Source organism: Pseudomonas sp. BR20 (assembly GCF_050780135.1).
Classification (GTDB): Bacteria; Pseudomonadota; Gammaproteobacteria; order Pseudomonadales; family Pseudomonadaceae; genus Aquipseudomonas.
The window spans coordinates 6344026-6367246 of sequence record NZ_CP172012.1; the positions used below are offsets into that span (position 1 = coordinate 6344026).

Below are 23221 nucleotides of genomic sequence, written 5' to 3' on the forward strand. Positions count from 1 at the left end.
AAAAATATTCTATATTGGGACATCTCACCCGAGTTCGCCAACCCCCGACAAGCCTGAAATGTACATTGAATATGCCAAAAGCCACTTAAACTTTTGCAAGTCAATTCATAAAAACGAACCAAATATTTCTTTAACAAAAGGAGAAAAAAAGACATTACTACCACCTCCAAACCTGTCGGCTATTAAAGAAGCGAGTCTTTGGGAAACGCTTTTGGCGCGTCATACCTGCCGAGATTTTTTTGACACTTCAGTATCAATCTCATCACTGGCAACCACACTGTATGGAACTTTAGCGGATAAGAAAGAGACCGAGTACGACGCTCCGATTGGCGCTCAAAAATTCGGTTTCAGAAGGACATCACCTTCGGCCGGAGGCTTACAAGCGACGGAGGGTTATGTATGGGTGCGAAATGTCGAGGATCTTGCCCCCGGTATTTATCATTATATAAGTGAACAAATCTCATTAGGTTGAACAAAATCAAGAGGCGCGAAGGATTTCGCCCTATAGCACCGATATGTTTAGAAGAATGTATGGCTGAATACTTCTGCCCATCTACCCCCTCACCCTACATGCTGGAGTTTCGCAAAGTTATTTCAGCTAGCATTCCGGCGGTGACGCACGTTGATAACTCAGCGCATCCTCAATCAGTCAATAAATCGCAAAATTTTCGTATACATCAATTGCTAAGCGCCTATCGTGCCGTGTCAGGAGTCGGCGTACTTTGTAACACATCCTTAAATTTTAACGGACGCGGCTTTATAAATAGACTTAGCGACTTGTATCGATTCGCCAGTAAACATGAACTCGACAGCTACGTATTTGAAAACACACTTTTCCTACATTCAGATAGACCTGATGAAAACGTCAAGTAAGCTTATTTGCGTGCAAGCGCTATCCAGTTTCTCACTATGGCTTGATATTTTTTTAATCTTCACGGTTCCCGTTTATCTATGGCATGCCTCTCCTTCATCAATAGCGTTCTTGGCTTTTTGCCTGGGTGCCCCTATGTTGTTTCTAGGTCCTATCGTAGGAACGCTGATAGATCGATATGACGTAAGGAAAACACTAGTATCCGGCGTCTTACTCCGCACACTGTCTACCGTAGGGCTAGCAGTGTCTCCAGATCTTCAGAGCTTTTTGCTTTTCGTCATTTTCAAAGGCGTGTCAAATTTATTTTACTTTCCTTCGATAACCATTATAGTTCGGCAACTGATACATGCTGAGGAGCGCAAATCTTTTTTCAGCCACGTAAGTGTATTTGATCAATCTTCCAAAATTTTTGCGCCGTTACTTGCAGGGATGTTAACGGTAGCATTATCACCTAAGGATTTATTCTTTTTTTCGGCAGTCGCCGTTTTATTAACCTTCCCACTCCTAAGGTCTATTTGCCTGACATCCCGAACGCAAATGAATGGCACCGCTACCAACGCCCTGCCACTTTATCGCGACATTATAAGAGGACTCTCTATATTCAATGCCTTGCCCTTTCAACTACGCATAGGTTTTTTGTACTCCCTGCTTACGTCGCTGGCTTTAGGAATTTACGACTCGCATTTGGCGTCCTTTCTAGCCTATGAAGGTTTACCTCCAGTTAATTTTTCAATAATCGTCTCAGCAACAGCCGGAGGTGCAATATGTGCCGCATTGCTGATGAAATTCAAATTGAGCAGTTTCGATGAGATTCTTCTTCGGTCAGGCGCATTAGTTGTTTTCTCTACCGCATTAATCCTGACCGCAGTTTTAGTATTTTTTCAATTACCTGGAAGAGCCTATCTCTATCCATTGGTTTGGTTTTTGAATGGCTTCGGTTATGAAACGCTAATAATATCTTCAAATATAATCCTTCAGCAATTATGCCCTACTGACAATATCGGAAGAGTATCCATGTCCTTCAGAAGCATCCAAATACTATGCGTAATAACGGGACCTTCTTTAGGAACAATGTTAATAATCGCAGGTGGTCGCCCAGCACCTTTTGTTGTGGCTGCGGGCATGGCATTTTTAACTGCATCGCTGTCCATTGCGGTCTATTTATATTTGTACAGAAAACAACCGAACGCACCTGTCAGCTAGTGCGGAATCAAACGATCATCCCGCGAATCTTCTGTCTCTCAAACTTACCTAATCAAAAACAAAAAAAGCCCGCATCGCTGCGGGCTTCTTAATTAACGCGTTAGGCTTAGTTGACCTTAGCGTTCAACTCACCCTTCAAATACCGCTGGTACATCGCTTCCAACGAAACCGGCTTGATCTTCGAAGCATTGCCCGCAGTACCGAAGGCTTCATAACGTGCGATACATACGTCACGCATCGCAGTCACGGTTGCGCCGAAGAATTTACGTGGGTCGAACTCGCTCGGGTTGGTGGCCATCAGGCGACGCATCGCGCCGGTGGACGCCAGGCGCAAGTCGGTGTCGATGTTGACCTTGCGCACGCCGTACTTGATGCCTTCGACGATTTCTTCAACCGGTACGCCGTAGGTTTCTTTGATGTCGCCGCCGTACTGGTTGATGATCGCCAGCCACTCTTGCGGTACCGAGGAAGAACCGTGCATCACCAGGTGGGTGTTGGGAATACGTTTGTGGATTTCCTTGATGCGGTCGATGGCCAGTACGTCGCCGGTCGGTGGCTTGGTGAACTTGTAGGCGCCGTGGCTGGTGCCGATGGCGATTGCCAGGGCGTCCACTTGGGTCTTCTTGACGAAGTCGGCAGCTTCTTCCGGGTCGGTCAGCATCTGACTGTGATCCAGCACGCCTTCGGCGCCGATGCCGTCTTCTTCACCGGCCATGCCGGTTTCCAGGGAACCCAGGCAACCCAGTTCGCCTTCAACCGAAACGCCGCAGGCGTGGGCCATGGCCACGGTTTGTTGGGTTACGCGTACGTTGTACTCGTAGTCGGTCGGGGTCTTGCCGTCTTCGCCGAGGGAGCCGTCCATCATCACCGAGCTGAAGCCCAGTTGGATGGAGCGCTGGCACACGTCAGGGCTGGTGCCGTGGTCCTGGTGCATGCACACAGGGATGTGCGGGAATTCTTCGATCGCAGCGAGGATCAGGTGACGCAGGAAAGGAGCACCGGCGTATTTGCGCGCACCGGCCGAAGCCTGGACGATCACTGGGGAGTCGGTCTTGTCAGCGGCTTCCATGATGGCGCGCATCTGCTCAAGGTTGTTGACGTTAAAGGCTGGGACGCCGTAGCCGAACTCGGCTGCGTGGTCCAGCATTTGACGCATGCTGATAAGTGCCATTGTGTTGTCTCTCCCGGTCGAGGGTCGTTAATCGTGCAAGCCTGCCGTAGCGGCGGCTGCTATTCAAGTTATTGCAGGTCAGGCTTTGCATGCCTGGCGTGCTGAATCGTTATTGCTGATGTGGGAGGGGGCTTGCCCCCGATGACAGCCTGTCAGTGATGACTCTGTTGGCTGATCCACCGCTATCGGGGGCAAGCCCCCTCCCACATTTTGGTCCCATCGATATTGAGACCGCGTTCTATTTACTGGGCCTTGCAGCCGCGCCCGATCAAATCGTCGGTGGCAACCCAGTAAACCAGGCCTTCCTCACCTTTTGTGTGAAACGCCAACTGGTCGTTGCTATACAGCACGCCCGAAGCCGCCACATCCTGTTTGAGGCGATAAACCTGGTCGGAACCGCCGAGGCGTACATCCACCTCACTGCGGGCCTGGTTGGCGAAGCGCCAGTTGACCTCGGCCTTGCTGTCGCAGGTCCAGGTGGTCCACTTACCTTCCGGCTCTGCCTTGTTGAACATGTTCATGCTGCTGCAACCGGCCAATAGGGCCAGGGCTGCCAGGGCGAAAACGCCTTTCATTGCCAATCCTCGCAGCGGGGCCAAAGGCCGCCGATGCCGTCGGTTAGTTGATCAGACCCGTCAAGGGCAACCCTGTTCCTGACCGTTGGGCGCAGAGTCGTATTTCTCCAGCCGTTCGTTGCCGATACGCTTGTTGATCACCGGCATGGTCTCGGCTTGCCAGTCAGCCTGGTAGCAGGTTTTTTTCTGCTCCGAGGCAGGTTTCCCTGCCGGTGGAGCGGCGCTTGGCGTGCTGCCGCAGCCGGCTAACAGGCCCGCTGCGATCACCATTGCCAACGACTTGATCATGGGAATGCTCCTTTTCCGGATCACGAGCCTTAGCCTTTGGCTCGGGTTTCCAGCACTTCAACGGCCGGCAGGACTTTGCCTTCGACGAACTCAAGGAATGCGCCGCCACCGGTAGAAATGTAGGAGATCTGGTCAGCGACGCCATATTTATCGATGGCCGCCAGGGTGTCGCCGCCACCGGCGATGGAGAATGCCGAGCTTTCTGCGATGGCCTTCGCCAACACTTTGGTGCCGTTGCCGAACTGGTCGAACTCGAACACGCCGACCGGACCATTCCACAGGATGGTCTGGGAGGCTTTCAGCAGTTCTGCGAAGTTGGCTGCGGTTTGCGGGCCGATGTCGAGGATCATGTCGTCGGCGGCCACGTCGGCGATGAGCTTGACGGTGGCCTCGGCGGTTTCAGCGAATTCCTTGGCCACCACCACGTCCACCGGCAGCGGCACGCTGACCTTGGCGGCAATGGCGCGGGCGGTATCGAGCAGGTCCGGCTCGTACAGGGACTTGCCCACCGGGTGGCCTGCTGCAGCCAGGAAGGTGTTGGCAATGCCGCCGCCGACGATCAACTGGTTGCAGATCTGGCTCAGGCTGTTGAGCACGTCCAACTTGGTGGACACCTTGGAGCCGGCAACGATGGCAGCCATTGGTTGGGCCGGAGCGCCCAGGGCCTTGCCCAGCGCATCCAGTTCAGCCGCCAGCAATGGGCCGGCAGCCGCCACCTTGGCGAACTTGGCCACGCCGTGGGTCGAACCCTCGGCGCGGTGGGCAGTGCCGAAAGCGTCCATCACGAACACGTCGCACAGGGCGGCGTATTGCTGGGCCAGTTCGTCGCTGTTCTTTTTCTCGCCTTTGTTGAAGCGCACGTTTTCAAACAACACGATGTCGCCAGGCTTAACGTCAACGCCGCCCAGGTAGTCAGCCACCAACGGCACGTCACGGCCCAAGGCCTTGCTCAGGTAGTCGGCTACCGGCTTGAGGCTGTTTTCGGCGGAGAACTCACCTTCGGTCGGGCGACCCAGGTGGGAGCAGACCATCACGGCCGCGCCTTTTTCCAGGGCCAGCTTGATGGTCGGCAGCGAGGCCAGGATTCGCGCATCGCTGGTGACAACACCGTCCTTGACGGGGACGTTGAGGTCTTCGCGGATCAGTACGCGCTTACCTTGCAGATCGAGGTCGGTCATCTTCAACACGGTCATGGGTGGCAGTTCCTGAATTACTGTTGAGGTTGTTTAGAGGCGATATGCAGATAATGTTCCGCAACGTCGAGCATTCGGTTGGCAAAGCCCCATTCGTTGTCGAACCAGGCCAGGATGTTCACCAGCCTCGGGCCGGAAACGCGGGTCTGGCTGGCATCGACAATTGCCGAATGCGGGTCATGGTTGAAATCACAACTGGCGTGGGGCAACTCGGTGTAGGCCAACAAGCCTTTGAGCGGGCCGCTGGTGGCGGCGTCGCGCAGGATCCGGTTGACCTCCACTGCATCGGTGTCGCTGACGGTTTGCATGGTGATGTCCAGGCAGGACACGTTCACCGTCGGCACCCGTACGGCTTTGGCCTGGATTCGCCCGGCAAGTTCCGGCAGCAGGCGTTCAATGCCGCGGGCGAGGCCTGTGGACACCGGAATCACCGACTGGAACGCCGAGCGCGTGCGGCGCAGGTCTTCATGGTGATAGGCGTCGATCACGGGCTGGTCGTTCATCGCCGAGTGGATGGTGGTGATCGACACGTAGTCCAGGCCGATCGCCTGATCCAGCAGGCGCAACAGCGGCACGCTGCAGTTGGTGGTGCAGGAGGCGTTGGACACCAGCAGCTCATTGCCGGTCAGGCAATCCTGGTTGATGCCGAAGACGATGGTGGCGTCGACATCCGCCTCGCTGGCCATCGGCTGGGAAAACAGCACACGCGGAGCGCCGGCATCGAGGAAACGCTGGCCATCGGCACGGGTGTGATAAGCACCGGAGCATTCCAACACCAGGTCGACGCCCAGCGCCGCCCAGTCGATGCCCTCGGGGGTGGCACTGCGCAATACTTTCACGCAGTTGCCGTTGATATGCAGACAATCGCCTTCGACCCGCACTTCGCCGGGGAAGCGGCCGTGGGTGGAGTCAAAGCGTGTCAGGTATTCGATGCTGGCCATGTCAGCCAGATCGTTGATCGCGACAATTTCAAACCCGGCTGCCGCCCCTCGCTCGAACAGAGCACGCAAGACGCAACGACCAATGCGGCCGTAGCCGTTGAGTGCAACTTTGTAGGGACGCGTTTGGGGCATGGGGTTCTCGATCAAGGTTAGTTCGGTGTTGAATGCAGTATCGCCATCGCGGGCAAGCCCGCTCCCACATCAGACCGAGATCCAAATGTGGGAGCGGGCTTGCCCGCGATAGCGCCAGTACAGACAACGCAGACTGACTTAGTCTTCCAGCAGCTCTTCAGCCTGACCCAGGATGTTTTCCAGGGTGAAACCGAACTCTTCGAACAACGCTGGCGCCGGCGCCGACTCACCGTAGGTGGTCATGCCGATCACGCGGCCTTCCAGGCCCACGTACTTGTACCAGTAGTCGGCGTGAGCCGCTTCGATGGCGATACGCGCGCTGACCTGCAACGGCAGCACCGATTGCTTGTAGCCGGCGTCCTGGGCTTCGAACACGCTGGTGCACGGCATGGACACAACGCGCACGTTACGGCCTTGGGCAGTCAGCTTGTCGTACGCCTGAACGGTCAGGCCCACTTCGGAACCGGTGGAGATCAGGATCAGCTCCGGCTCGCCGATGCAGTCCTTGAGCACGTAGCCGCCACGACTGATGTCGGCGATCTGCGCGTCGGTACGCACCTGGTGTTGCAGGTTCTGACGGGAGAAGATCAGCGCCGAAGGACCGTCCTTGCGCTCGATCGCGTGCTTCCAGGCCACCGCGGATTCCACCGCGTCGGCTGGGCGCCAGCAATCCAGGTTCGGCGTGGTACGCAGGCTGGTCAGTTGCTCGACCGGCTGGTGCGTCGGGCCGTCTTCGCCGAGGCCGATGGAGTCGTGGGTGTACACATGGATCACACGCTTCTTCATCAGCGCAGCCATGCGTACGGCGTTGCGCGCGTATTCCATGAACATCAGGAACGTCGCGCCGTAAGGCACCAGGCCGCCGTGCAGGGACACGCCGTTCATGATGGCGCTCATGCCGAATTCGCGCACGCCGTAGTACATGTAGTTGCCGCTGGCGTCTTCGGCCGAGACACCTTTGCAGCCCTTCCACAGGGTCAGGTTGGAACCGGCCAGGTCAGCCGAACCGCCGAGGAACTCAGGCAGCAGCGGGCCAAAGGCGTTCAGGGTGTTCTGGCTGGCTTTACGGCTGGCGATGGTCTCGCCCTTGGCCGCGACTTCGGCGATGTAGGCCGAGGCTTTTTCCGAGAAGTCGGCAGGCAGATCACCGGCCAGGCGGCGCACCAGCTCATTGGCCAATTCAGGGAACTCAGCGGAGTAGGCAGCGAAGCGCTGGTCCCACTCGGCTTCGGTGGCCAGGCCTTTTTCCTTGGCATCCCATTCGGCGTAGATGTCGGCCGGGATTTCGAACGGGCCGTGGTTCCACTTCAGCGCTTCGCGGGTCAGGGCGATTTCCGCGTCACCCAGTGGGGCGCCGTGGCAGTCTTCTTTACCTTGCTTGTTCGGCGAGCCGAAGCCGATGGTGGTCTTGCAGCAGATCAGGGTCGGCTGCGTGCTCTTGCGGGCAGTGTCGATGGCGATCTTGATTTCTTCCGGATCGTGGCCGTCGACATTGCGGATTACCTGCCAGTTGTAGGCTTCGAAACGCTTAGGGGTGTCGTCGGTGAACCAGCCTTCGACTTCGCCGTCGATGGAGATACCGTTGTCATCGTAGAAGGCGATCAGCTTGCCCAGGCCCAGGGTGCCGGCCAGGGAAGCAACTTCGTGGGAAATGCCTTCCATCATGCAGCCATCACCCAGGAACACGTAGGTGTGGTGATCGACGATGTCGTGGCCAGGACGGTTGAATTGCGCGCCCAGGACTTTTTCTGCCAGCGCGAAACCTACGGCGTTGGCCAGGCCTTGGCCCAGGGGACCGGTGGTGGTCTCGACGCCTGGGGTGTAGCCGAATTCAGGGTGACCCGGAGTGCGGCTGTGCAGCTGGCGGAAGCTCTTGAGGTCATCGATGGTGACGTCGTAGCCGGTCAGGTGCAGCAGCGAGTAGATCAGCATCGAGCCGTGGCCGTTGGACAGCACGAAGCGGTCACGATCGGCGAACGACGGGTTGCTCGGGTTGTGTTTCAGGTAATCACGCCAAAGTACCTCGGCGATATCCGCCATGCCCATCGGGGCACCGGGATGGCCGCTGTTGGCTTTTTGCACGGCATCCATGCTGAGGGCACGAATGGCGTTGGCACGCTCACGACGGCTGGGCATCGCTGTTCTCCTGAGGATTTTGAAGAGTGAATGATTAAAAGAAACGGAAAAAAGGACCGGCATTTTCCCTCAGCCACCGCCTGCGGGCAATGACAGATAGTCACTTGCAGGTGTTTTTCCTGTGCTTTGGGCGGCAATCGCTTGCAGAAACCTTTAACCGCTTCGTCTAAAGGTTATAGCGGCTGCTTATAACCGCCACTTATCGACCAATATCAAAACTTTTTGATATTGGCCTTGCGAGGATACCCACCCGTCACTAGACTGCTGGTCTTATGAACCTACCCGTGCCCACCCTGCGTCCTGACGACGGCGAAGACCTGGCAGCCTTGTGCAAGGCCGCTGGCGACCCATTGCGTCTGAACGTACTGCGCGCACTGACCAACGATTCATTCGGCGTGCTGGAACTGGCACAGATCTTCGCCATCGGCCAGTCCGGCATGAGCCACCATCTGAAGGTGCTGTCCCAGGCCGACCTGGTCGCCACCCGCCGCGAAGGCAATGCGATTTTCTACCGCCGCGCCCTGCCCCACACCGACCTGCTCGGCGGCAAGCTGCACGCCGCCTTACTTGAGGAAGTGGACAGCCTGAGCCTGCCAAATGACGTGCAGTCACGCATCGGCCAGGTCCACGGGCAACGGGCCGCCGCGAGCCAGGACTTTTTCGCACGGGTTGCCGACAAATTTCGCGCCCAACAGGACCTGATCGCAGGCCTGACCCAATACCGCGACAGCGTACTGGCGCTGCTGGACAAGCTGAGCTTCAGTGAAGGGGCCACGGCACTGGAAGTTGGGCCTGGGGATGGCGGTTTCCTGCCGGAACTGGCGCGCCGCTTTCAGCAAGTCACGGCGCTGGACAACAGCCCGGCGATGCTCGAACTGGCGCGCCAGCTCTGTGAGCGCGAGGCGTTAGGCAATGTCAGCCTGCAGTTGGCTGATGCTCTGAGCAGCACAACGATCAAGGCCGATTGCGTGGTGCTGAACATGGTCCTGCACCATTTCGCTGCCCCCGCCGACGCCTTAAAGCAAATGGCCGGGTTGCTGCAACCCGGCGGTAGCCTGTTGGTTACGGATTTATGCAGCCACAACCAGAATTGGGCCAGGGAGGCCTGCGGTGATCTCTGGTTGGGTTTTGAACAGGACGATCTGGCCCGTTGGGCCACCGCTGCGGGACTCGTTCCCGGGGAAAGCCTCTATGTAGGTTTACGTAATGGTTTCCAGATCCAGGTCCGCCACTTTCAGCGACCGACTGGCGACACTCACCATCGGTAAATATCAGGAAAACATCGAGATGAGCGAATACTCCCTTTTCACCTCCGAGTCCGTGTCTGAAGGGCATCCGGACAAAATCGCCGACCAGATTTCTGATGCGGTGCTGGACGCCATCATCGCTGAAGACAAGTTCGCCCGTGTGGCGTGCGAGACCCTGGTGAAAACCGGTGTAGCGATCATCGCTGGCGAAGTGACCACTACCGCCTGGGTTGACTTGGAGCAGATCGTTCGTGACGTGATCACCGACATCGGCTACAACAGCTCCGACGTCGGTTTCGACGGTGCGACCTGCGGCGTGATGAACATCATTGGCAAGCAGTCGCCCGACATCAACCAGGGCGTCGACCGTGCCAAGCCGGAAGACCAGGGCGCCGGCGACCAAGGCCTGATGTTCGGCTACGCCAGCAACGAAACCGACGTGCTGATGCCGGCACCGATCACCTTCTCGCACCAGCTGGTGCAGCGTCAGGCCGAAGCGCGTAAATCCGGCCTGCTGCCTTGGCTGCGCCCGGATGCCAAGTCCCAGGTGACCTGCCGCTACGAAGGCGGAAAAGTGGTCGGTATCGACGCCGTTGTACTGTCGACCCAGCACAACCCGGACGTTTCCTACGCCGACCTGCGCGAAGGCGTAATGGAGCTGATCGTCAAGCACGTGCTGCCGGCCGAACTGCTGAGCAAGGACACCCAGTTCCACATCAATCCCACCGGCCAGTTCATCATTGGCGGCCCGGTAGGTGACTGCGGCCTGACCGGTCGCAAGATCATCGTCGACAGCTACGGCGGCATGGCCCGTCACGGCGGTGGCGCGTTCTCCGGTAAAGACCCATCCAAGGTTGACCGTTCGGCCGCTTACGCCGGTCGCTACGTGGCCAAGAACATCGTAGCTGCCGGCCTCGCCGAGCGTTGCGAGATTCAGGTGTCCTACGCCATCGGCGTGGCCCAGCCTACGTCGATCTCGCTGAATACCTTCGGCACCGGCAAGATCAGCGATGACAAGATCGTCAAGCTGGTGCGTGAGATCTTCGACCTGCGCCCTTACGCGATCACCACCATGCTCGACCTGCTGCACCCGATGTACCAGGAAACCGCAGCCTACGGCCACTTCGGTCGTACCCCTGCGCAGAAGACCGTCGGTGACGACACCTTCACTACCTTCACCTGGGAAAAAACCGACCGCGCCAACGACCTGCGCACTGCCGCCGGCCTGTAACCGCTCACGGTACATAAAGCCTCGCCGGGTTTGCCCGGCGGGGCTTTTTTATTGCGGGACTCTCTTCACATTTTTTGGATCCAATGCTTGCAGGCGAAATAATGGCCCTCTAGAATCCGCGCCCTCTCGGGCCTCTACCTTATTTGGATATTGCCCTGCGCCAGCCCGGGATTCCTAAGTGCGCAGGCAATCGAACATTGAGGTTTTTCATGCGCATCTCCACGCTCGCCCCTGCCGCCCTTTTGATCAGCCTGTTCGCCCTGTCGGCCCACGCCGCCGACCTGAGCGCACTGAGCGGCGCCCTGGGCTCCCAGTTGGGTGTCAGCAACGCTGGCGACTGCCAAAAGCAATCCGCAGACCTGCAAACCAAGATCGATGCGGCCGAAGCCAGCAAAGACAGCTTGAAAGTGAAGGCCTTCAAAGCGGCGCAAGACCAGATCAACAAAGGTTGTGACAAACTCTCTGAAGCCCAAGCCAAAGCCGACGCCAAGCAGCAAACCCAGGAAGCCAAGGCTGATAAGCCTGATGCCGTGAAAGCACTGGGCGGTCTGTTCAAGTAAGCCGAAACACCCGGTAAAAAGCCCCGCATCGTCGGGGCTTTTTTGTGGGTGAAGGGATCATTTAGGCTGGGCGCCCCTTTCGAGCAAGGATGCTCATGATGCGTTTATTGATTGCTCTTCTACTCAGCGTTCTACCCTTTTCGGCCTGGGCTGAAAACTGCTCCGATGAGGCCCGGACCCAGGTCGACACCCTGGCCGAACAAATCCGCCTGTGGGACGACAGTTACCACCGCCTCGGCCAATCCCCCGTCAGCGATGAACTCTACGACCAGGCCCTCCAGCGCCTGACCCTTTGGCGCCAGTGTTTCTCACAAGTCACCACCCAACCTGACAACCCACTGGCCAGCGCCCGGGGCACCTTGCCGCATCCGGTCGCCCATACCGGCCTGAAAAAACTGCTGGATGAACAAGCCGTCGGCGCCTGGCTGAACACACGACAAGACGTGTGGATTCAACCCAAGGTCGACGGCGTGGCGGTGACCCTGGTGTATCGCCAGGGCCAGTTGAAGCAGTTGATCAGCCGAGGCGATGGAGCGCTCGGCCAGGACTGGTCAGCCTCCGCGCGCAAGATCCCCGCCATTGTCCAGCAACTGCCGGAACCCATCGATCTGGTGCTGCAAGGCGAGCTCTACTGGCGCCTTGACGAGCATGTGCAATCGGCTCGTGGCGGGCTCAACGCGCGCAGCAAGGTGGCTGGACTGATGAACCGCCGGCAGTTGAGCGACACCGACGCCGCGGGCATCGGCCTGTTTGTCTGGGCCTGGCCGAACGGCCCCGCTGTCTTTGCCGAACGCCTGGCCACCCTGGCACGCTGGGGGTTCACCGACAGCCAGCGCTATAGCCAGCCAGTCCAGAACATCGCCGAAGCCGGGCACTGGCGCACTTATTGGTACAACCACCCACTGCCCTTCGCCAGCGACGGGGTGGTGCTGCACCAGGCATTACGCGCACCTGCCGAGCGCTGGCAGGTCAGCGCGCCTTATTGGGCGGTCGCCTGGAAGTACCCAGCCTCCAAAGCCCTGGCTCTGGTGCGCCAGGTGCAGTTCAAGATCGGCCGCACCGGACGCATCACGCCCATTCTGGAACTGGAGCCTGTGCACCTGGACGACCGCCAGATCAGCCGGGTCAACGCCGGCTCCTTGAAGCGCTGGCAAGCCTTGGATATTCGCCCGGGCGACCAAGTGTCCATCAGCCTGGCGGGCCAAGTGATCCCTCGGCTGGACCAAGTGATTCTGCGCAATACCACCAGGGTCGAGCTGCCAGTGCCCGACCCTCGGGACTTTCACGCCTTGAGTTGCTGGCAACTGGACCCCGGCTGCGAAGAACAGCTGCTCGCACGCCTTACCTGGCTGAGCGGCAACCAGGGCCTGGCATTGCCACACATAGGCCGCGAGACGTGGAACATATTGATCCAGGCCGGTCTAATCGCAGGCTTTCTCGATTGGTTAACCCTGGATGCGGCAGAGCTTGCTAACATTGATGGCTTCGGTGAGCGCAGCCGCACGCGGCTGCTCCACAGCCTTCACAGCGCTCGGCAACGCCCCTTTGCGCAATGGCTCAAGGCCTTGGGTGTACCGCCGGCGGCACGTAACAACCTGGAAGGCGACTGGCAGACGCTGGTCGCCAGAGACACCCAGGCCTGGCTGGCCATCGATGGCATCGGCCCGGGCCGCGCGGCGCAACTGAGCGCTTTTTTTCGCGACCCACACGTACAGACCCTGGCTGAAACATTACGCGTGACCGGAATAGATGGTTTTTGAACCCAACCCAGCCACCTTTGAATCACAGCAGAATTCACCCTGCTATTTGCGCACCTGGAGCTCCACATGAAATTCCTCGCCCCTTTCGCCCTGTTGACCGTCGCAAGCTTCATGGCCACGCCACTGCTGGCCGCCGAAGAAGCCACCCCACTCACCGGCTGCGCCGCCAAGCGCCAGGCCATCAGCACACAGATCGAACAAGCCAAGGCCCACGGCAACAGCGACCAGCAAGCCGGCCTGGAAAAAGCCCTGAGCGAAGTCACCGCCAACTGCACGGATGCCTCCTTGAGGAAGGAGCGCGAAAACAAGGTACTCGACGCCAAGCATGAGGTTAGCCGCCGTCAGGCCGACCTCGACAAGGCGATGAAAAAAGGCGACGCGGACAAGATCAACAAGCGTAAGGACAAACTCGCCGAGTCACGCAAGGAACTGCAGGACGCCGTGGAAGAACTCGACCAGTAAAACCGGTCAGTGATCCCGAAATTGTTTATGGCAGGCACTGCAGGCATCTTCGACTTTCTGTACGGCAGGCGTAAGGTTGCTGGCCTTGTAGGGCTGCACCTGGCTGGCGATCACCAACTCACCGGTGGCCGCTTCCAGGTCGCGAGCCAGTTGCTGAAACTGCGCCTGCTTTTGCCACACGTCGTCCTTGGCACTGGTGTGATCCTCTTCGCGTACGCTCGGAAAGTGTTTCCACGGTTCATGGGACAGCGCATCGAGCTTGACCGCGCCTTCGGCGAATTTCGCGCCATCGAAGGGGATGCGCCCACGCAGCATGCCGCCCAGGTCTTCGCCGGTCTTGAGCATCTGCTTGAAGATCGCCTTACGCTGGCCCAGGGGCGAATTCGGGTCGACACCGCCGCAGGCGGACAGCGTCAGGCAGGCCAACAGCACAAGTGTAATTTTTTTAAAAGTCATGGTGGCTCAGGGTCACGGGAAACGGCGGCCAGTATCCTCGCCCCGCCCGTAAAGACCAATAGCCCTATTAATAATAAGGATTGCCCACAGGCGCTGCGGCGCAGGCAATCGCTTCAGGAACTGTTTGCATGAATTTCACATTGAAACACTGGAGCCGCCGCCTGGCGTGGGCTCTGCCGATAATTGCACTGCTGGCAGGCTGTGACGCGGGCAAAGACGCCGGCAAAGATGAAACTGTTAAACCCCACGCCGTGGCCACCTACGTGAATGCCACTTGGGAGGCTTTGCCGAGCGTGTCCGACTCCGACTTGCTGGCCGGTTTTGAATCCTGGCGCAGCGCCTGTCAACGCCTCAAGGCAGACCCGGTATGGGGCGCGACCTGTGCCGCAGCAGCCAGCGTGCCCGCCGATGCCGTGGCGGTGCGCGGTTTTCTCAAGGAGCGCCTGGATGTGTTCGGCCTGCGTTCGGCCGACAACACCCCCAACGGCTTGATCACCGGTTACTACGAACCGGTCTACCCCGGCAGCCTGACCAAGACCGCCACCGCCCATGTTCCTGTGTATGGCGTGCCGGACGACCTGATCATCGTCAATCTGGAAAGCATCTACCCGGAACTCAAGGGCAAACGCCTGCGCGGTCGCCTTGAAGGCCGTGTGCTCAAGCCCTATGACGATGCCAGCGCGATCAACGGCCAGGGCTCCACCGCCAAGCCGATTGCCTGGCTGACCAACCCGATGGACCTGCAATTTCTGCAGATCCAGGGCTCGGGCCGCATTCAACTCAAGGACGGGCGCCAGCTGCGCGTCGGTTACGGCGACCAGAACGGCTACCCCTATCGCCCTATCGGCCGTTGGCTGGTGGAGCAAGGCGAGTTGAAGAAAGAAGACGTGACCATGGGCGCCATCAGCGCTTGGGCCAAAGCGCACCCGGAGCGCATCCCGGAACTGCTGGCGAGCAACCCCAGCTACGTGTTTTTCAGCGCACGCCCCGACAGTAATGAAGGTCCACGCGGTTCGCTGAATGTGCCGTTGACGGCCGGTTACAGCGTGGCGGTGGATCGCAAGGTGATTCCGCTGGGCAGCCTGTTGTGGCTGTCGACTACCAAGCCCGACGGCTCGCCATTGGCACGCCCCGTCGCCGCGCAGGACACCGGCGGTGCAATCACCGGTGAAGTGCGCGCGGATTTGTTCTGGGGCACGGGTGATGCTGCCGGAGAGTTGGCGGGAAACATGAAGCAGCAAGGGCAGATCTGGATGCTGTGGCCCAAGGGCGCGGCATTGCCGCAGGTGCCGGATGCACCTACCGGAACCTGACACTCGCCGAAAACACCCCGTAGGAGCGAGCTAGCTCGCGAAAAACGTCAACGATAACGCAGCGCTTTCTGGCAGCCCGCGTCGTCTGTTCATTCTTCGCGAGCAAGCTCGCTCCTACAGAAATCGGGTCAGATCGAGACGAAGAAGAAACTCGCAATCAACGCCATACCCACCGCCCACACCAGCGAACGCAATATCGCCCAGTCGGCCAAGTAGCAAATGATGTACAGCAGGCGGCTGGTGATAAACAGCACGGCCAGCACATTGATGGTCACCAGTTCGGCCGTGCCGGCCAAATGGGCGATAATCACCGCCGCCGCAAACGCTGGCGTCACTTCAAAGCTGTTGAGCTGCGCACTGTGGGCCCGCTTGGCAAACCCGTCGAGTGTATCCAGGAAAGTACGCGGGTCGTGGTTCTGCCGGAGCCCGAACTTGCCGCCACTGAACTTGGCCACCCCCGTACACAGGTAAGGCAGAAAAATCGCGATCAACACACACCAGAAAGCAGCCGTCATCACTCATTCCTTTTGTAGTTTTATGCAGCGATTAGAGTTCTAGCACTAAAAACCCAATATCGCACCTAACCGCTATGAGCCGCGCGACACCGAAAGGTTCTACCGCACTTTCGCCCAAGACCTTGCAACCTCAAGCCGCCACTGCGGTCCATCCCCCCACTAACACTCCACCACCCACCTTCCAAGGACCCCGGATGCTTGAACTTGTCGCCGCCTTCATTTGCCTCACCACCCTGCTCACCTACGTGAACTTCCGTTTTATCGGCTTGCCGCCCACCATCGGTGTCATGGTCACGGCCCTGCTGTTTTCCCTGCTCCTGCAAGGCCTGAGCCTGCTCGGCTACCCAGGCCTGGAGGAGCGCATCCAGCAACTGATCGGCCAGATCGACTTCGGCGACCTGCTGATGAACTGGATGCTGTCATTCCTGCTGTTCGCGGGCGCCTTGCACGTCAACTTGAACGACCTGCGCAGCTACCGCTGGCCCATCGGCCTGCTGGCAACCTTCGGCGTGTTGATCGCCACCGTGGTGATCGGCAGCCTGGCCTATTACATCTTCGCCCTGTTTGGCTGGCACGTGAGCTTCCTTTACTGCCTGCTGTTCGGCGCACTGATCTCACCCACCGACCCCATTGCGGTGCTGGGCGTGCTGCGAACCGCCAATGCGTCGAAACCGCTGAAGACCACGATTGTGGGCGAGAGCCTGTTCAACGACGGCACGGCGGTGGTGGTGTTTACCGTATTGCTGGGTATCGCACAGTTGGGCGAGACGCCGACCGTGGGCGCCACGGCCATGCTGTTCGCCCATGAGGCAATTGGCGGCGTGGTCTTCGGCGGGCTGATCGGCTACTTGGTGTACCTGATGATCAAGAGCATCGAACAGCACCAGATCGAAGTGATGCTGACTCTCGCCCTGGTGATCGGCGGCTCGGCGATGGCCACCGAACTGCACGTCTCCGCACCGATCGCGATGGTGGTGGCGGGGCTGATCATCGGCAACCTGGGGCGCAAGCTGGCGATGAACGACATGACCCGGCGCTACCTGGACGGCTTCTGGGAACTGCTCGATGACATGCTCAACGCGTTGCTCTTTGCGCTGATCGGCATGGAGTTGCTGCTGTTGCCGTTCAACTGGCTGCACGTGTTCGCGGCCAGTTTGCTGGCGGTGGCGATCCTGCTGTCTCGCCTGCTGACCGTGGCCCCGGCGATCCTGTTGCTGCGCCGCTGGCGCACGGTGCCGCGCGGCACCATCCGTATCCTGACCTGGGGCGGTTTGCGCGGCGGGGTTTCAGTGGCACTGGCGCTGGCCCTGCCACTGGGTCCGGAGCGCGATCTGCTGCTGAGCATCACCTACATCGTGGTGCTGTCGTCGATCCTGGTGCAGGGCTTGACCATTGGCCGAGTCGTAAAGCGCATAGCCGAGCCTCTGTGAAGCTGTGAGCAATTACGTCGCTACATCACACATTTGCCTAAGGGCGCACTGCGATTGCCCAGGTGTTCAAGCAAGTGCCGCATCGCCAGTGGGCGCCGCGGCGTCGAGCTATGCATGACGACCAGATCCCGCGCATAGCGCGGCGCGTCGTCGACCGGCAAGACACACAGGCCATTGCGAGACATCCCTGCCCACTGCGGCACCAGTGATACACCCATGCCTTGGGCGACCAGTATGACGATGGTTTCCAAGGCATCCAGCTCACACAACACCTGCGGATCAAAGGACTGTTCATCGAGGAAACGCTGGGCAATCTGCCCACCCCACGAACGAGCGTCATAGCGGATGAATGGCCGCTCGCGCAGCAATGCTTCTAACGTTTGCGTGCCAAACCCAGCGGGGGCAATCAATATCAGAGGTTCAGCCCGCAACAAGGTCGTCGCCAAAGCCTTGGGTGGCTGAAAGGGTGGCCTGACAAGAATCGCCGCGTCCAGCTCCTGGGCCAGCAATCTCTCATAGAGGCTTCTGGAGTCACCCGGTGTGATCTTCAGTCTCAGCCCTGGTGCCGAAAGCGCCAGTCGCTCAATCGCTCCCGGCAAGACCCCGGTCAATGCCGTCGAAATGGCACCGATCTTGATCTCTCCCGATAAGCCATCTTGGCTCAGGTCCTCCTGCAACTCGCGCGCCTGTTCAATGACCGCCTGAATTTTTGGCAGCAACAGCAGGCACTGGTCTGAGGGCCATGCGGCATGCGCAGTGCGCATAAGCAGCGTGCACCCCAGTGTTCGCTCAAGCGTCTTGACCCGTTGGCTGATCGCCGCTGCGGTACGGTTTTCACGTCGCGCGGCCGCAGCAATGGAGCCGGTTTCAATGACGGCGACCAGACTTCTCAGGAATCGAACATCCATAAGTTTTCCTTTCGCTCAGACCAAGGCGAACCCGTTTTACCCAGGTACACGACCTGTTTAATTTGAGGGTTCTCCCACACAGAGATGCCCCCCCCATGAACAGACCTTTCCACGCTGCATATCATGTTTATGACCTAAATCAGGCGCGCATTTTTTATCGAGATGTTTTGGGCTGCACGGAAGGCCGTAGCAGCGAGACCTGGATCGACTTCGATTTTTTCGGGAACCAGCTTTCACTGCACCTGGGCACGCCGTTTCCCACCACACGTACCGGGCTGGTCGGTGAGCATCATGTCCTGATGCCGCATCTCGGCGTGGTGTTACCGCTTGAGGAATGGCTGACGCTTGCCGAACGCCTTACCCACCTGGGTACATGTTTCGAGATTCCGCCAGTGATCCGCTTTGCCGGCGAGCCAGGCGAGCAACGCACGATGTTTTTTCTTGATCCCAGCGGCAACCCCATCGAGGTGAAAGGGTTCAAGGACTTCGCCGCGCTGTTCGCTCAATAAATCCCTGACATCTACAACAATAAGGGGCACCTACATGACCACCAAAAAACCAACCAGCCTTGTGACTCGCATCATGATCGGCCTGGCTGCCGGGATAATCGTCGGCATCCTTCTCAACCAGTTTCCCGAACACAAGACGTGGTTCATTGACAATCTGCTGCAACCGGCAGGCGACTTGTTTATCAAGCTGATGAAGATGATCGTCGTACCTTTGGTCTTTGCTTGCATGACCGTCGGCATTGCCGGGATGGGAAATCCTGCCGCCTTGGGACGCGTTGGCGTGAAGACCTTCGTTTACTTCTTCACGATCACCAGTATTGCAATCGTCTTTGGTCTGATCGTTGGAAACGTCGTCGAGCCCGGCTCAGGTGCCGAATTTGGCAGTACGTTGCAGACGCCAGTAACAGAACTGGCCGCCAACGGCAAAACGCAGAATCTGGGGCAAACGCTATTGGCGATCGTGCCGGATAACATCGTCTTGGCCATGTCGCAGGGCAAGCTGCTCTCCGTGCTGTTTTTCGCCATCCTGTTCGGCTGCGCCTTGTCTATGCTGCCCGAGCAGCGCAAGGCCCCCCTGATCAGCGTGATGCAGGGCATCTCCGACACCATGTTCAAAGTCACCCATCTGGTCATGCATTACTCGCCGATCGGCATTTTCGGGCTGATCGCAGTCACCGTCGCCAGCTTTGGCCTGAGTGCCTTGCTGCCGCTGGCCAAACTGATCGGCACAACTTATGTCGCAGTGCTGTTATTTGCATTGTGCGTATTGGGCGCAGTTGCACGATTGGCGGGGGTCGGCTTTTTCCACCTGGTGCGGGAGATACGCAGTGAATTGTTGCTGGCCTACAGCAGCGCCGCGTCAGCAACAGTAATGCCTCAATTGATCGAAAAAATGGAGCGCTACGGCGCTCCGCGCCCTATTACCAGCATGGTTATCCCGCTGGGCTACTCGTTCAACCTGGATGGCGCATCGCTTTTTGCTGCGTTGGGCACGTTGTTCATCGCCCAGGCATATGGCATCGACCTGAGTCTGGCGGATCAGGGGATGCTGGTATTGATCATGGTGTTGACGTCAAAGGGCGCGGCGGGCGTGCCAGGTTTCATGTTTATCATCCTTACCGCGACCTTGACTGCGGCGGGTCTGCCCGTGGAAGGAGTGGCGATCATTGCAGGCGTGTATCGCCTGATGGATATGCCGGTCACAGCGTTGAATGTGCTGGGCAACGCGCTGGCGCCATTGGTGATTGCCCGGTGGGAGGGTCAACTGAAGACACCTGACCGCACAATTGCCGCCGATTCTGCCGGCGCGTCGCTCAAAGTCTGAAAGTCCTGATCCAGGTGCCTCGCAAAGAACGCGTTTGAGTCTTTGCGGGGCAATATCAGGCCTTTTTCTTACTCTGAGAAAGCTGCCCCCGTGCGCCGGAGTGAGTTGCAGAAGGTGCCTTGGTTTCGCTACGAATCTGCGCATGGCTGATCAGCGCAAAGATGAAGCTGCCACCGATGATGTTGCCGGCCAGTGTGGGGCCGGCAAACACCAGCCAGAAGTCTTTCCACGGCAGCTCACCGGCAAACACCAGGTATGACACTTCCGCCGAACCCACCACGATATGGGTGAAATCCCCCAGGGCCATCAGGTAGGTGATCAGAATGATGATCCACATCTTGGCGCTTTCCATCGAAGGGATCATCCACACCATGGTGGCGATCATCCAGCCGGAGACGATGCCTTTGGCGAACATCTGGCCGGCGTCGTTTTCCATGATCTTGCGCCCGATGTCCAGGAAGGCCATGTCGGTCTTGGTGTCGAAGATCGGCAGGTGCAGCATCACATACGCCACCAACAGCGTGCCGCACAGGTTGCCCACCAGTACCACGCTCCAGAGCCTTATCAGCCGCCCGGCATTGGCCAGTGTAGGCTTGCTCATCACCGGCAACACGGCGGTCAGGGTGTTTTCGGTGAACAGTTGCTGACGCGCCAGGATCACCGCGAGGAAGCCTGCGCAGTAGCCGAAGCTGGCGATCACCTTGAACGCTTCGCCGTCCGGCAGGCGTGAATTGAGCAGCCCCATGGCCATCAACGACAGGCCCATGGTCAAGCCTGCGGCCAGGGCCGACCACCACAAGGCGGCGACGCTGCGCTCCAACTCCTGGTCGCCCTGGGTTCGGATGATTTCGTGGAGCACCGCAGCGCGGGGTGGCTGGTTCTTGTCCACGTCCTGTTGCTCTTCCTGCGACAGGTTGGGGGTCTTGCCGTCTTCGTGGGTAGCCATGATGTTCCAGAGTCCGAGGGGTGCCTGTAGCTACGACATGCTGGCGCGGTAGCTGTTCAGTGACCAGACAACTAAACCGGCATGCGCCAAGCCTTGGCCATCTCCACAGTGGTGGAACTGGAAGGCGTGCTCCAGGGTTTGTTGCGCGCCTGGTATTTTTCGCTGAGGTCATCAAGCACACGGTTGAACGCGAGTGGCGTAGTGGCCTTGGCCAAGTCTCGGGCTGCGCGCTGTAACAGTTCAACATTCGACGCAGGCTGGCCTGGTCGGAACAACGATGGGTAGATGACCTCCCGCGTAAAGCTCTCGGCACTCACCGCGATATCGCGCCGCTTCATTTCAGCGACAGCGCAGGTCATGACCCTGGAAGAGGGTGAAGCATCGCCGGCACTCCGTTTGGCAGCCACTTGCAGCAACGCCTGGAAATTATGTTGGTCAGGGTCATTCAAGCGCCGTCCCAACCATTCGATTTTCTCGGGACTGCGGGCAAGTGCATCCAGATTACGAACTGCCGACGACAGCTTCGGTGTGAACAGCAAGCCATCATGGGACTTCTCGACCGCAGTAATCGCACGGTCCAGGGCGTGCAACACCTGCTTCGCTTCTTCTCGAAACATCAGCACACTGGCAGCGGCCGTGTCTTTCTGCAATGCCGGCTGCACACTGGCCAGTGTTTTATCATCCATCGCCAGCACCGCTTCATCCAGCGTACCGAACGAGTGAGACTCACGCGTCGTGGCACGACGCTGCAGATGCCCCTCCACCGCTTCACGCGCCCTCTCCTGCAGGTGCTGCTTGTACTCATCCTTCATGGTGAAGTTGACCGTACCGTTGAGCAGGCCGCGAAAATCGCCTTTTTCGGTATTAAGTGGCAACGCCAGCGTCTGGTCGGCAAATGCTTCGAGCCTTTTATCCTGGTAAGCCTCGGCGGCCGAGTGGGGTGTTCCCGTGATGCAGTCGACCAGGCTGCTGAAAAAACCGCCACGTTGGGCTGGCGCCCCGACGGGGTCTGACTCGAACTTGATGATCAGCGACTCAGACTTACTCAGGGGGCTCTCGGAAAACAAACGGTCCACCACGCCCGACGCTGGTGTATTGAGCAGCAGGCCACCGTCCTGAAAGGCCGTGGTTTCAGATGCCATCTGGAAGCCATGCCCTTGTTCCACAGGGCTTTTGAACAGTACAGGCAACGAACCCGAAATACGCGCGGCGCGGGCGATATCCATGTCCGGAGTCAAACTGCTGTTGAACACTACCAACTGTGGGCGCCCACCAAACATGCCAGTACCCGTGATATTGAGTTGCTTGACCGCTGGAATATTGCGACTTAACACCTCAAGGTCGGCAAACGTGGGCGCGCCACCTGCACTGAGCTTGTCAGCAATGCGCATGACGTCGGCGGGACGGGTTTCTCTGGGAGTGTCGGCAATATGACCAAGAAGCGCCTTGCGCGACTCGTCGCGGATCATTTCCTCCAGCGGAACGGCAGCGGTTTTCAGACGTGGCAGCAGGGTCATCAGCAACTGGGAAATGTTGCCGACCAGGCCCGGCAAGCGCCCCACCTGCTTACCAATCGTCGAACTGGCTTCCTGCAACCAGGCCGTCACAGGGTCTTTGCTGTTCAGCAGACTGGGCAGATTGATGTTGTCCGACAGCCCATCGAATGCTGCCGCCCCCATGCCACTGGCAACCAAAGCTGCGGAAATCGCGCCGGCGGAGGAACCGGAGATCACCCGAATGCCTTCCAGTGTCCCTGCGTCTTCAAGTGCCTGCACGCCTCCCGAGAAAGCGACGCCCTTGGCCCCACCACCACTGAGCACCAAATGCGTGACGGGCGGCGGCGATAACACCACCTCCACCCGCCCTTGAGGATCGCGAAGGAGGGTCAGATTGCGCTCGCCGCCACTGTCCACCAACAACGTCTTCGCCGTGTGATCGGCGCTGACTCCGGCATTTCCATGCAAATGAGACTGAACAGGAGTGACCGGATTGAGCACTTTCATGCACTGACTCTCTCTGCGGGGGTGTAATCCTGAGTGACGAGAGAGCC

The 23221-nt window shown here is 58.6% G+C and carries 23 protein-coding genes; 12 read left to right on the plus strand and 11 right to left on the minus strand.

Going from position 1 to position 23221, the window contains the following annotated elements:
* Nucleotides 1–58: 58 nt before the first annotated feature.
* The 3 genes from ACHPFG_RS29280 to ACHPFG_RS29290 are packed head-to-tail and all read left to right on the plus strand — an operon-like array spanning nucleotide 59 to nucleotide 2074.
* Nucleotides 59–472: a hypothetical protein gene (locus tag ACHPFG_RS29280; protein ID WP_431701131.1), complete on the plus strand. Its 414-nt coding sequence runs from the start codon at nucleotides 59–61 to the stop codon at nucleotides 470–472.
* Entirely contained in the window at nucleotides 469–873 is a 405-nt protein-coding gene (locus tag ACHPFG_RS29285) for a carbamoyltransferase C-terminal domain-containing protein (RefSeq protein WP_431701132.1), read from the plus strand. Before ACHPFG_RS29280 ends, ACHPFG_RS29285 begins: the two co-directional genes overlap by 4 nt.
* A complete protein-coding gene (locus ACHPFG_RS29290) occupies nucleotides 857–2074 on the plus strand; it encodes an MFS transporter (RefSeq protein ID WP_431701133.1) in 1218 nt (405 codons plus the stop codon). Before ACHPFG_RS29285 ends, ACHPFG_RS29290 begins: the two co-directional genes overlap by 17 nt.
* A 106-nt stretch (nucleotides 2075–2180) precedes the next feature.
* On the opposite strand, the gene fba is transcribed toward ACHPFG_RS29290, so the two are convergent.
* The 6 genes from fba to tkt all read right to left on the minus strand — a co-directional run bounded on the left by fba (nucleotide 2181) and on the right by tkt (nucleotide 8510).
* Nucleotides 2181–3245: a class II fructose-bisphosphate aldolase gene (fba, locus tag ACHPFG_RS29295; RefSeq protein ID WP_053128086.1), complete on the minus strand. Its 1065-nt coding sequence runs from the start codon at nucleotides 3243–3245 to the stop codon at nucleotides 2181–2183.
* Nucleotides 3246–3487: 242 nt separating this feature from the next.
* On the minus strand, nucleotides 3488–3820 hold the full coding sequence (locus tag ACHPFG_RS29300) for an MliC family protein (RefSeq protein ID WP_027606036.1): 333 nt from the start codon (nucleotides 3818–3820) through the stop codon (nucleotides 3488–3490).
* A gap of 60 nt (nucleotides 3821–3880) precedes the next feature.
* Nucleotides 3881–4108 carry a hypothetical protein gene (locus ACHPFG_RS29305; RefSeq protein WP_431701134.1) on the minus strand — a complete coding sequence of 76 codons (228 nt, stop codon included), beginning with the start codon at nucleotides 4106–4108 and terminating at the stop codon, nucleotides 3881–3883.
* A gap of 29 nt (nucleotides 4109–4137) precedes the next feature.
* Nucleotides 4138–5301, minus strand: a complete 1164-nt coding sequence (locus tag ACHPFG_RS29310; protein ID WP_223015467.1) for a phosphoglycerate kinase — start codon at nucleotides 5299–5301, stop codon at nucleotides 4138–4140.
* A gap of 17 nt (nucleotides 5302–5318) precedes the next feature.
* A complete protein-coding gene (gene epd, locus ACHPFG_RS29315; protein WP_431701135.1) occupies nucleotides 5319–6374 on the minus strand; it encodes an erythrose-4-phosphate dehydrogenase in 1056 nt (351 codons plus the stop codon).
* A 138-nt stretch (nucleotides 6375–6512) separates the two neighbouring features.
* Nucleotides 6513–8510 carry a transketolase gene (tkt, locus tag ACHPFG_RS29320; protein WP_431701136.1) on the minus strand — a complete coding sequence of 666 codons (1998 nt, stop codon included), beginning with the start codon at nucleotides 8508–8510 and terminating at the stop codon, nucleotides 6513–6515.
* 272 nt (nucleotides 8511–8782) lie between these two features.
* On the opposite strand from tkt, the gene ACHPFG_RS29325 reads away from it, so the two are divergent.
* The 5 genes from ACHPFG_RS29325 (at nucleotide 8783) to ACHPFG_RS29345 (ending at nucleotide 13770) form a co-directional block, all read left to right on the plus strand.
* Nucleotides 8783–9778: an ArsR/SmtB family transcription factor gene (locus ACHPFG_RS29325; protein ID WP_131697456.1), complete on the plus strand. Its 996-nt coding sequence runs from the start codon at nucleotides 8783–8785 to the stop codon at nucleotides 9776–9778.
* Nucleotides 9779–9797: 19 nt separating this feature from the next.
* On the plus strand, nucleotides 9798–10988 hold the full coding sequence (gene metK / locus ACHPFG_RS29330; protein ID WP_083356355.1) for a methionine adenosyltransferase: 1191 nt from the start codon (nucleotides 9798–9800) through the stop codon (nucleotides 10986–10988).
* A 209-nt stretch (nucleotides 10989–11197) separates the two neighbouring features.
* Nucleotides 11198–11548: a hypothetical protein gene (locus ACHPFG_RS29335; RefSeq protein ID WP_431701137.1), complete on the plus strand. Its 351-nt coding sequence runs from the start codon at nucleotides 11198–11200 to the stop codon at nucleotides 11546–11548.
* A 95-nt stretch (nucleotides 11549–11643) separates the two neighbouring features.
* Entirely contained in the window at nucleotides 11644–13308 is a 1665-nt protein-coding gene (gene ligB / locus ACHPFG_RS29340; protein ID WP_431701138.1) for an NAD-dependent DNA ligase LigB, read from the plus strand.
* A 66-nt stretch (nucleotides 13309–13374) separates the two neighbouring features.
* Nucleotides 13375–13770 carry a DUF1090 domain-containing protein gene (locus tag ACHPFG_RS29345; RefSeq protein ID WP_131697460.1) on the plus strand — a complete coding sequence of 132 codons (396 nt, stop codon included), beginning with the start codon at nucleotides 13375–13377 and terminating at the stop codon, nucleotides 13768–13770.
* 6 nt (nucleotides 13771–13776) lie between these two features.
* On the opposite strand, the gene ACHPFG_RS29350 is transcribed toward ACHPFG_RS29345, so the two are convergent.
* Nucleotides 13777–14226: a c-type cytochrome gene (locus tag ACHPFG_RS29350; RefSeq protein WP_131697461.1), complete on the minus strand. Its 450-nt coding sequence runs from the start codon at nucleotides 14224–14226 to the stop codon at nucleotides 13777–13779.
* A gap of 128 nt (nucleotides 14227–14354) precedes the next feature.
* Between ACHPFG_RS29350 and mltA the strand changes: the two genes are divergently transcribed.
* Nucleotides 14355–15539, plus strand: a complete 1185-nt coding sequence (gene mltA / locus ACHPFG_RS29355) for a murein transglycosylase A (protein WP_431701139.1) — start codon at nucleotides 14355–14357, stop codon at nucleotides 15537–15539.
* 128 nt (nucleotides 15540–15667) lie between these two features.
* On the opposite strand, the gene ACHPFG_RS29360 is transcribed toward mltA, so the two are convergent.
* Complete coding sequence (locus ACHPFG_RS29360) at nucleotides 15668–16054, minus strand: MAPEG family protein (protein ID WP_431701140.1); 387 nt, start codon at nucleotides 16052–16054, stop codon at nucleotides 15668–15670.
* Nucleotides 16055–16248: 194 nt separating this feature from the next.
* On the opposite strand from ACHPFG_RS29360, the gene ACHPFG_RS29365 reads away from it, so the two are divergent.
* Nucleotides 16249–17484: a cation:proton antiporter gene (locus ACHPFG_RS29365; RefSeq protein ID WP_431701141.1), complete on the plus strand. Its 1236-nt coding sequence runs from the start codon at nucleotides 16249–16251 to the stop codon at nucleotides 17482–17484.
* A 20-nt stretch (nucleotides 17485–17504) separates the two neighbouring features.
* On the opposite strand, the gene ACHPFG_RS29370 is transcribed toward ACHPFG_RS29365, so the two are convergent.
* Nucleotides 17505–18392, minus strand: coding sequence for a LysR family transcriptional regulator (locus ACHPFG_RS29370; RefSeq protein ID WP_431701142.1), 888 nt, complete (start codon nucleotides 18390–18392; stop codon nucleotides 17505–17507).
* Nucleotides 18393–18487: 95 nt separating this feature from the next.
* Between ACHPFG_RS29370 and ACHPFG_RS29375 the strand changes: the two genes are divergently transcribed.
* On the plus strand, nucleotides 18488–18901 hold the full coding sequence (locus ACHPFG_RS29375; RefSeq protein ID WP_184745073.1) for a VOC family protein: 414 nt from the start codon (nucleotides 18488–18490) through the stop codon (nucleotides 18899–18901).
* A gap of 34 nt (nucleotides 18902–18935) precedes the next feature.
* The gene (locus ACHPFG_RS29380; RefSeq protein WP_431701143.1) at nucleotides 18936–20225 is read left to right on the plus strand and encodes a cation:dicarboxylate symporter family transporter; all 1290 of its coding nucleotides are present in this window, start codon (nucleotides 18936–18938) and stop codon (nucleotides 20223–20225) included.
* Nucleotides 20226–20280: 55 nt separating this feature from the next.
* On the opposite strand, the gene ACHPFG_RS29385 is transcribed toward ACHPFG_RS29380, so the two are convergent.
* Nucleotides 20281–21171, minus strand: coding sequence for a formate/nitrite transporter family protein (locus ACHPFG_RS29385; protein WP_131697467.1), 891 nt, complete (start codon nucleotides 21169–21171; stop codon nucleotides 20281–20283).
* A 71-nt stretch (nucleotides 21172–21242) separates the two neighbouring features.
* Nucleotides 21243–23174, minus strand: a complete 1932-nt coding sequence (locus ACHPFG_RS29390; RefSeq protein ID WP_431701144.1) for a patatin-like phospholipase family protein — start codon at nucleotides 23172–23174, stop codon at nucleotides 21243–21245.
* Between the last annotated feature and the right edge of the window lie 47 nt (nucleotides 23175–23221).